We start from the raw sequence: 10,104 nt of genomic DNA on the forward strand, positions 1-10,104 counted from the left end.
GCGACCATGGACTTCACTCTTAGCGAAGAGCAACAGATGTTGCAGGACACCGTGGCGCGCCTGGTCCGCGGTGAGTACAGCTTTGAAAAGCGTCTTGAATTCAGCGAAACCGAGCTGGGCTTCAGCGAGGATTTCTGGAAGCAACTGGGTGAGCTGGGCCTGACCGCCGTACCCTTCTCCGAAGAGCTGGGCGGCTTCGGCGGTGGCGGCGTCGAGATCCAGTCCGTCATGACCGAGCTGGGCCGCGGCCTGTGCCTGGAACCGTACCTGCAATCCGTGGTACTGGGCGGTGGCATCCTCAGCCAGGCCGGTAATGCCGAGCAGCAGGAGCAGTACCTCTCGGGTGTTGCCACCGGCGAAACCAAGGTAGCGGTTGGCCTGCAGGAGCCCCAGGCGTTCTACAACCAGAACGAGGTGAGCACCAAGGCCGAGAAATCCGGCGACGGCTACACCCTGAACGGTCGCAAGGCCGTGGTGATCGGCGGTCACTGTGCCGACCTGATCATCGTGTCTGCCCGCACCTCCGGTGACGTGCGCGATGCCGACGGTATCAGCCTGTTCGCCGTGGACCCGAACGCAGAGGGCGTTGAGCGTCGCACCTACCCGACCGCCGACGGCGCCAAGGGCTGTGATGTGTTCCTGAACAACGTCAAGGTAGGCGTCGATGCCCTGCTGGGCGAGGAAGGCAAGGCCGCTGACGTGATCGAATACCAGACCGGCCGTGCCATCGCTGCCCTGTGCGCCGAGGCTGTCGGCTGCATGGAAGAAGCCAACGAACTGACCCTGGAATACCTGAAGCAGCGCAAGCAGTTCGGTGTGCCCATCGGTAAGTTCCAGGTACTGCAGCACCGCATGGTGGACATGATGTCCGAGCTGGAGCAGGCCCGCTCCATGGCCATCCTGGCCGCCAGTGTTGCCGACGACGAGCAGAGCGACGAGCGCCGCCGCACCCTGGCCGCCGCCAAGAACGTGATCAACCGTGCCGGCCAGTTCATCTCCGAGAAGGGCATCCAGTCCCACGGCGGTATCGGCATGACCTGGGAGTACAGCTTCGCACACTACGCCAAGCGCCTGGTCATGATCGGCCACCAGCTGGGCGACGATGACTTCCACCTGGAGCGCTACGCCTCCCTGCTGCAGGCCGGCTAGGAGTCTGCGGTAAAAGAACCTGTCGGGTCTCTCCTCCAGTCGGAGAGCGTTCGGGGCGGCCCTGGTAAAGGTGCCGCCCCTTTTTTACGCCTGGACAGGTCGATTAGGCACCTACCCTAAGCTTCCGTAAAAGAGCTAGACTGTCATACCCCCAACAACAAGGCTCACCTGATGAGATCAACAACAAGAGGATAACGCCGTATGAACGCCTCCAACATCACTGGCTCCAATGACATGGAGTCAACCGACCTGAAAAAGGCCGAGTGGAAGGTTCGCACTGAACTGGCCGCCGCCTACCGGCTTGTGGCCCTGTTTGGCTGGGACGACCTGGTTTTCACCCACCTGTCGGCACGAGTGCCCGGGCCGGAGCATCACTTCCTGATCAACCCCTATGGCCTGCTGTTCCACGAGATCACCGCCTCATCCCTGGTCAAGGTGGACCAGGAGGGTCAGGTGGTTCAGGCCGGCGGTCTTGAGCGGGTCAACCCGGCGGGATTCACCATCCACAGCGCCGTGCATATGGGCCGGGACAACGCCCACGCGGTAATGCATGTGCACGCCGCCGACAGTGTCGCCGTGTCCGCCCACAAGGACGGCCTGCTGCCCCTGAGCCAGACCGCGATGCTGTGCCTGGACCACCTGGCCTACCATGACTATGAAGGGGTGGCCCTGAACCTTGACGAGCGTGAGCGCCTGATCCGGGATATCGGTGACAGGAACATGCTGATGCTGCGCAACCACGGCATCCTCACCGCGGGCAGCTCGGTGCCGGAGTGCTTCACCTATCTCTACTTCCTGATGAAGGCCTGCGAAATCCAGGTGAGAACGCCAACGCCCTATTGCCTGCCGTCACAGGAAGCCATCGAGACCACCCGCGAGCAGTCCCAGTCCCTGGGCAAGGCCGCAGCCCTGACCTGGCCGGCGCTGACCCGGTTGCTGGACAGCAAGAACCCGGGCTACGCGGTCTAGTGTGGCGTGCGGTTAGTTCGCTGGCCGCACGCCACACCCGGAAAGGTCCGGTACAGGCGGAGGAACGGATTCCTCCGTCGGTTTTTGCAGCTTTGACGCTATTTCTTCTGCATACGGGCCAGGGCCGCGTGACAGTCCTCTGAGCGCAACCGCTCGCCGAACACCTCGCGCTCACGCTCCAGGGCGTCCTTTGTCATCGCCTGCCAGGGCGCCTTCATCAGCCGCTTGCTGGCACGCAACGCCTCACGGGGCTTGCCCGCCAGCTTTTCGGCGGCTGCAACGGCCTCGGCAAGGGCCTTACCGTCCCCCACTGCCCGGCTGATGAGGCCGATATCCGCCGCCTCATCCGCATTCAGGACATCCCCCATCAGCAGCAGTTCGGCGGTCTTCCTGGCCCCCAGGTGCAGGGGCATGGTGACAGTGGACGCCGCCTCCGGCACCAGTCCCAGGTCCACGAACGCCGTCTTGAAGCGGGTGGAGCGCCCGGCGTAGACCGCATCCACGTGCAGCAGCATGGTGGTGCCGATACCGATGGCCAGGCCTTCCGCTGCCACCAGCACCGGTGTGTCGCAGTGCATCAGGGTCTCGATAAAAGCCAGACCGGCTGACGGTTTGGGAGAAGTGTCGGTGGCACGGGCCCGGAAATCGTCCAGGTCGTTACCCGCGGTAAACACACCGCCATCACCGCTGATTACAATGGCATGGATGTCCGGATCGGCCGCAGCCTTCTCGACGCCTTCCGAGAGGGCGGTGTACATGTCGCGGGTAAGCGCGTTCTTCTTCTCGGGGCGGGAAATCAGCAGATGGACATAGCCGTTTTTCTTGTCGGTCCTGATCATGGGGCCTCCTGAGCCAGTTTGATTATTTCGAAATACTGTTTCACAAATCGACGGGATATTCTATCGTAGCGAAACCGAACATTCGCTCGCCGTTCAAGAACAACGACAACGGAGCCCCCATGGATTTCCACAAGATACCTGCGTTTGAACTGGCCCGGGGCATCAAGGCCCGGCAATACACCAGCGAACAGGTGCTGGACCATTTCCTCGACCGCACCCGCCGCCTGAACCCGGACCTCAATGCCATCGTGGTCCTGCGGGAGGAACAGGCCCGTGAGCAGGCCAGGGCCGCCGACCAGGCCGCTGCCAATAGGCAGGACCTGGGACCCTTGCACGGCGTCCCCATGACCATCAAGGAAACCTTCGAGATCGAGGGCTGGCCCACCACGGCGGGCCACAAGGGATACCAGGACCACGTGTCACCCCGCACGGCCGTGGCCGTCCAACGGCTGCTGGACGCCGGGGCCATTGTCTTCGGCAAGACCAACGTGCCGGAGTTCGCCGGTGACCTGCAGTCCTTCAATGACATCTACGGCACCAGCAATAACCCCTGGAATACCCGCCTGACCCCTGGCGGCTCCTCCGGCGGGGCCGCGGCGGCGCTGGCGGCCGGCCTGACGCCTCTGGAACTGGGCAGCGATATCGGCGGCTCTATCCGTACGCCAGCAGCCTTCTGCGGCATTTACGGTCTCAAGACCACTTCCGGGCTGATCCCCATGCGCGGCCATGTGCCGGGCGCGCCGGGCAGTGTCGCCAAGCGGGACATGGGCGTTGGCGGCCCGCTGGCACGGCATCTGGACGATCTGGAAGCCGAGCTGGACCTGCTGGCCGGTCCCGACGACGACATGGCGCCCTGGCAGGTCAACCTGCCCCCGGCCGCCAGCCAACCCCTTCAGGACTATCGTTTCGCCACCTGGCTCAACGACGACTGGGCGCCGGTGGACAATGAGGTGCTTGGCGGCCTGGCAGGGTTCTGCGACCAACTGAAATCCCTGGGCGCCTCCCTTGAGAATGCCCAACCGGAAGGACTGACCCTGGAGAAAAGCCACCGGCTCTATTATCACCTGCTGGGCGGCGCCATGAGCCAGGGACTGCCGCCGAAGGTCCGCGACCGACTCGCCACCAAGGCCGCCGAAGAGGGCGATGACTACCCCCACCGCTTTGCCCGGGGGGCGCTGCAAACCCACGGCGAATGGCTGCAAAAGGATGAGGAACGAGCAAAGCTGCGAAGAACCTGGGCCCGGTTCTTCGAGGATTATGATCTGCTTATCTGCCCGGTCACCAACACCCTGCCGTTCCCCCATAACCAGGACACATCCGCCATGGCACGTACCCTGACCATCAATGGCCGGGAAGAACCCTACCTGGATGTGACCGTGTGGGCGGGTGTGGCCATGGTGGTCGGCTTGCCAGCCATCAGCTTCCCGGTGGGCTTCGGTGCAGACGGCCTGCCCCGGGCAGCGCAGATTATCGGCCCGGCCTGGAGTGAAAAGACCCTTATTCAGGTGGCACGAAGGATACAGGAACACCTGTTTCCACAAGGCCTGCCATGGCCCGATCAACTGGAAAGAAAGTGATCCATCACCGGACAAAACCGCTTGCATAAGCTATGTTTCCAGTGATTCGCCTATCGTGATGCGGGTAGCTCCCGACCTGAAGCCCTCAAGGGGCTTCAACGGGCACCCTATCGACTAAAGAATCCCGAGCAGTATTGCAAACGCTCGCTCGATTGCGATAAATTTGGGAAACACAAATCCATTGTGCAGTCGTAAATTTCGCTAGGTGGAATTAAGACAGGATGTCTCCATAGGAAAACAACAAAGAGGTTAAGAAGTAATGCTTAACAACATTCGCAAATCACTCACGGTATTTGCCTCGGCACTTACCCTGGGCGTGACCGCCACCATGATGGCCGGTACCGCCTCCGCTCAGGAAGAAACCTTTACCTGGAAAGTCCAGTCACACTGGCCGGGCTCATCCAGCTCCTACAAGGACAGCCTGGGCCGACTCAAGGAACAGCTTGAGGAGCGCTCCGATGGTCGCATCCAGCTTGAGCTGTTCGAGGCCGGTGCGCTGTTCAAGGCCCAGGAGACCTTCAATGCAGTCAGTCGCGGCATCCTGGAGATGGGCACCATCTCCCCGTCCTATGCGTCTGACAAGATGACCCTGGCGGGTATCGCCTCCGGTCTGCCGTTCGCCTTCCGCAATGTATGGGAAGCGGCCTACTTCCACCAGGGCCTGGGCTTCGAGGACATGCTGCGGGAAGAAGCCGCGCAGCACGGCGTCTACTGGTCCACCGACAAGGTCTACCCCACTGAAATGGTGGTCAAGGATCCCATCGAAAGCGTGGAGGAATTTGAAAGCCTGAAGATCCGCTCTTCCGGTGCCCTGCAGAAGTTCCTCACCGAGGCCGGTGCTGCCGCGTCCTACATCCCGGGCGGCGAACTGTACACCGCCCTGGACTCCGGCATTGTGGACGGCGCCCACTGGGGTGCGGCCCAGGGTGCCTACTCCATGGGTCTGTACGAGATCGCCAAGCACCACGTACAACCGGCCCTGAACATCGCCGGCACCGACGTGATCATCGTCAGCCAGAAGGCCCTGGACGAACTGCCGGAAGACCTTCAGCAGCTAGTGAAGGACGTGCTCAACGAGCAGTTCTGGTACCGCACCAACGAGTACCAGTACAAGGAGCGCATCACCCTGGCCAAGGCCATCTCCGAGGAAGGTGTTCAGGTGAACACCCTGCCACAGGAGGTCCAGGATCACCTGGTCCAGACCGCCCAGGCCATGTGGGATGAGGAAGGCGAACGCAGCGACAAGGCTGCCGAAGCCCTGGCCATGCTCAAGGACTTCCTGAGCGATCTCGGCTACCTGTAAGCCGGACTGAACCAGCCGGGAGACCGTGACCGGTCTCCCGGTTTTTTATTGTAAGCGACAAGATCCCTCCCGGAGGCCCCCATGCGTGCGATCACCGCATTCATGAACGGCGTCACCAGACTCAACAAGGCCATTGGCGTTGCGGTGTCATTCCTGGTGTTTGCCATGTTCGTGTTCATACTGCTGGAAGTATTCCTGCGGTATGCCTTTAATTCCCCGACCGTATGGACCAACGAACTGACCCAGCTGCTGTTTGGTGTCTACGCCGTGCTCTCCGGCGGCTACCTGATGGCCTATCGGGGACACGTCAACGTTGACCTGATCTACTCCATGTTCGGCCCACGCATGCGGGCGGCCATCGACATATTCACATCGATCCTGTTCTTTATCTTTACCCTGGCCCTGCTCTACTTCGGCTATGACATGGCCACCGAATCCATCGGTAACTGGGAATCCTCCTACTCAGCCTGGAACCCGCCCATCTGGCCGGTGAAAGCCTGCATCCCGGTGGGTGCCGGCCTGCTATTGCTGCAGGGGATCGTCAAACTGCTGGAAGACATCGCCATTGCCTGCAACCTCAGCTATTACCGGCCCGAGGACCATTCCGAGCAAGATTCGAAGGGGGAGCAACTGTGAGCATTGAAGTCCTGACTCTGCTGTTCTTCGGATCGCTGCTGCTGTTCGTCTTCCTGGGCCTGCCCCTGGCCTTTGTGCTGGGCGGCGTTTCCGTCGTGTTCCTCTATTTCACCTGGGGTTTCGACTCCTTCTACATGGTGTCCTCCCAGATCTGGAGCACCATGGGCAGTTTCACCCTGGTAGCCATACCCCTGTTCGTCTATATGGCGATGATCCTCGAGCGCACTGGTGTGGCCAAGGACCTGTACCGTGCCATGCATCTGTGGTTCGGTGGTCTGCGCGGCGGGCTGGCTATCGGCACCCTGGCCATCTGCGCCATCTTCGCCGCCATGGTGGGCATCAGTGGCGCCGCCGTGGTGGCCATGGGCACCATCGCCCTGCCAGCCATGCTGGAACGGGGCTATGACCGCAGTATGTGCCTGGGTGTGATCAATACCGGTGGCGGCTGGGGCATCCTGATCCCGCCCAGCATCATGATGATCCTCTACGCGCTGATCAGTGGCGTGTCGGTAGGCAAGATGTTCGCCGCTGGTATCCTGCCGGGCATCCTGCTGATGGTGCTGACCGCTATCTACATCCTGATCCGTAGCAACCTGCAGCCACACCTGGCACCGGCCCTGCCGCCGGAGGAACGGGGCACGATGAGGGAAAAGCTGCTGGCGCTGCGCTCGGTGGCCCTGCCGATCCTGATCGTGATCATGGTGCTGGGCTCCATCATGGGCGGTATCACTACTCCCACGGAGGCGGCCGCCATGGGCGTCCTGGGCTCCCTCATTGCCGCCGCAGTCTACCGCAAGCTGGAATTCCAGCTGCTGAAGGAAGCGTCCGTCCGCACCTTCAAGCTGACCGGCATGATCATGTGGATCCTGTTCGCCGCCCACGCCTTCAGTGCCGCCTACCAGAGCATGGGCGCCCAGCAGCTGATCGAGGGCTTCATGGCGCACATACCTGGCGGCCCCTGGGGTGTCATCATCACCATGATGCTGATCACCTTCCTGCTGGGCATGGTGCTGGACCCTGTGGGTATCATGTTGATCACCCTGCCGGTGTTCCTGCCCATCGTGGAGTCCCTGGGCTTCGATCCGATCTGGTTCGGCATCCTGTTCGTGATCAACATGGAGATCGGGTATATGACGCCGCCCTTCGGGTTCAACCTGTTCTACCTCAAGGGCATCGTACCGCCGAGCATCACCATGAAGGACATCTACAAGTCGGTGATTCCGTTCGTCATCGTGGAAATTATCGGCCTGGCCCTGCTGATGATCTTCCCGGAGATCGTCACCTACCTGCCAAATCTGTTCTTCTGAGGACAGGTTCCACCATAACGAGCCGGCTCCGCCAGGAGCCGGCTTTTTTATGCACAAACAGCTCCGGCAACGGCAGATGCCGCTTCCGCTCTTTGCACTCTGTTACCAAAACCCGCTTGCCTGGCCACCCCCTTCCCGTTTTACTGCTTCGCTGTACACCACATTGATGATGCTCACCCCTGACCGCTCGCATCCTACTAAATAATAAGTGTGTGCAGCCGATAACCGGTCTACGACACCTAATTCCAATAACGATTTTTGCCGGAGCCTGAAATGCCCCCTCTGCAAAAGCTTTCCAATGTCACTCTTTCCCTTGGCATGAAACTGGGCCTGGGATTCGCCGTACTGATCCTGCTGACCATCGTGGTGGGTGCCACCGGCTATGTCTCCCTGACCAATTTTGGTAGCCGCGCCAGCATTGTGGCCGATGCTTCCTCGATCGAAGCCAGCCTGCTCGAAGCCCGCCAGGACGAGAAGAACTTCCTGCTACGGGGGGATCCGGACTACGTGGATGCGGCGATAGCAAGCACCCAGCAGGCCAGTGCCGTCGCCGGCGCCCTTGAAGCCAGGCTGGTGGAGCCGGAAGATGACGCCCGCGTTGCCCGCATCCAGGAAGGGGTAGAGGAGTATGGCCAGCAATTGCGGGACCTGGTGGAGATCCGGGCCTTGCGGGGCGAGAAACTGGAAGCACTGGAAATGGCCGTGCGGGGTGTCACCAGTGGTTTTGCCTCCGAGGACAGCCTCTATGCCACCAATGCCGCCATCCAGCAGATGCGTCGCAGTGAAGGCAACTTCCTGGTGGAAAACGACCAGGAGGCGGTGGAACAGTTCCACTCCGCCGGTGATCGAGCCATCCGTACCCTTGAGTCTTCCTTCCTCGACAAGGAGGTCAAGAACGCACTGAAAGACCTGTTGTCGCGCTACGTGGGGGTTTTCAACGAGGTGGTGGACGCCGAGAACCAGACCCAGCAGCTACAGCAACGGATGATCGACACCGCACGCGGTATTCTGGACACGGCCGTGGAGTTACAGGAAACCCAGCGGCAGAAGATGGTCAACGAACAACAGGCCGCCGCCACGATTATCGGCATTGTGGTCCTGGTGATCGTCATCCTGGGCGTGGTCCTCGCGTGGCTGCTGACCCGCAGCATCACCCACCCCATCCACCAGGCCGTGACCCTGGCCAGGAGGGTGGCGGACGGCGACCTGCAGGAGACCGTCACCAGCAACCGGGGGGATGAGCTCGGGCAGTTGTTGTCGGCCCTGGGCGCCATGGTCACCAGCCTGCGGGAGCTGGTCCGTCATATCAACACCAGTGCCACCAACATCGCCTCCTCTGCCGAGGAGCTGTCGACGGTGACCGCCGAGACCAGCCAGGGGGTCACCCAGCAGCGGGACCAGACCGACCAGGTAGCCACCGCCATGAACGAAATGGTGGCAACGGTCAACGATGTCGCCAAGAGCGCCGAGGAGGCCTTTGGCGCCGCCAATACCGCCAACGAGAAGGCGGCGGCCGGGGAATCCGCTGTGGAGGAAACCCTGTCCTATGTGAGCGAACTCAACGGTCAGGTGGAACAGGTGATGGAGCGCCTGCGTGGCCTGCAGAAAGATAGCGAGAACATCGGCACGGTACTGGACGTGATCAAGTCCGTGGCCGAGCAGACCAACCTGCTGGCGCTGAATGCCGCCATTGAGGCGGCCCGGGCCGGCGAGCAGGGCCGAGGCTTCGCGGTGGTGGCCGACGAGGTCCGTTCCCTGGCGCAGCGCACCCAGAGTTCAGCCTCGGAGATCGAGACGCTGATCTCCAACCTGGTATCCAGCACCGAGAACTCGGTCTCCACCATGGAGCGGGGCACCACGCTGGCCGGGCAGACCCTGGACAGCGCCCGCACCACCGGCGAGACCATCCGTGAGATTGCCCAGGCGGTGGGTAACATCAGCCAGTACAACAGTCAGATCGCCACCGCTGCCGAGCAGCAGACGTCCGTGGCCGAAGACATCAACCAGAACGTCACCCAGATTCGCGACGTCAGTGACCAGTCCGCCACGGCAGCGGATCAGATCTCCAGCTCCAGCAACGAGCTGGCGCGGCTGGGTGAAGACCTTAGCAGTCAGGTCGCCCGTTTCCGGCTGTAACCCCCGGCAACAACGAAAAAGCCGTGGACCTAAAAGGGCTCACGGCTTTTTTTGGCGCAAACACCTGAGTCTGAAACACCAACAAGAAGGGAAGTCGCCGAACCCGTTGTCTCAGGAAGCACCCCAAATTACGCAGGCATGCTTGCTGTGATGCAAAACGCCGGAGGCCGGGTGCTCCTTCCGACACG

General features: G+C 61.5%; 8 protein-coding genes. 7 read left to right on the forward strand and 1 reads right to left on the reverse strand.

The features are described from left to right. The first annotated feature begins 6 nt into the window (after positions 1-6). Entirely contained in the window at positions 7-1,149 is a 1,143-nt protein-coding gene (locus ACJO2E_RS00320) for an acyl-CoA dehydrogenase family protein (RefSeq protein ID WP_406960774.1), read from the forward strand. A 201-nt stretch (positions 1,150-1,350) separates the two neighbouring features. After that, positions 1,351-2,118 (forward strand): class II aldolase/adducin family protein, encoded by a 768-nt coding sequence (locus ACJO2E_RS00325; RefSeq protein ID WP_406960775.1) that lies wholly within the window; start codon positions 1,351-1,353, stop codon positions 2,116-2,118. A gap of 98 nt (positions 2,119-2,216) precedes the next feature. Here ACJO2E_RS00325 and ACJO2E_RS00330 read toward each other — a convergent pair whose 3' ends face one another. Then, a complete protein-coding gene (locus tag ACJO2E_RS00330; protein ID WP_406960777.1) occupies positions 2,217-2,957 on the reverse strand; it encodes an enoyl-CoA hydratase/isomerase family protein in 741 nt (246 codons plus the stop codon). A gap of 119 nt (positions 2,958-3,076) precedes the next feature. Between ACJO2E_RS00330 and ACJO2E_RS00335 the strand changes: the two genes are divergently transcribed. The 5 genes from ACJO2E_RS00335 (at position 3,077) to ACJO2E_RS00355 (ending at position 9,916) form a co-directional block, all read left to right on the forward strand. Next, a complete protein-coding gene (locus ACJO2E_RS00335) occupies positions 3,077-4,534 on the forward strand; it encodes an amidase family protein (RefSeq protein ID WP_406960779.1) in 1,458 nt (485 codons plus the stop codon). A gap of 259 nt (positions 4,535-4,793) precedes the next feature. Continuing rightward, positions 4,794-5,837, forward strand: a complete 1,044-nt coding sequence (dctP, locus tag ACJO2E_RS00340) for a TRAP transporter substrate-binding protein DctP (protein ID WP_406960781.1) — start codon at positions 4,794-4,796, stop codon at positions 5,835-5,837. Positions 5,838-5,918: 81 nt separating this feature from the next. After that, a complete protein-coding gene (locus tag ACJO2E_RS00345) occupies positions 5,919-6,473 on the forward strand; it encodes a TRAP transporter small permease subunit (RefSeq protein ID WP_406960783.1) in 555 nt (184 codons plus the stop codon). Further along, positions 6,470-7,780 (forward strand): TRAP transporter large permease, encoded by a 1,311-nt coding sequence (locus ACJO2E_RS00350; protein WP_406960785.1) that lies wholly within the window; start codon positions 6,470-6,472, stop codon positions 7,778-7,780. The genes ACJO2E_RS00345 and ACJO2E_RS00350 overlap by 4 nt, the downstream gene beginning before the upstream one ends. Positions 7,781-8,053: 273 nt before the next feature. Beyond that, positions 8,054-9,916, forward strand: a complete 1,863-nt coding sequence (locus tag ACJO2E_RS00355; RefSeq protein WP_406960787.1) for a HAMP domain-containing methyl-accepting chemotaxis protein — start codon at positions 8,054-8,056, stop codon at positions 9,914-9,916. Positions 9,917-10,104 lie beyond the last annotated feature (188 nt).

The sequence above is a fragment of the Marinobacter shunpengi genome (assembly GCF_045449695.1).
Lineage (GTDB): Bacteria > Pseudomonadota > Gammaproteobacteria > Pseudomonadales > Oleiphilaceae > Marinobacter.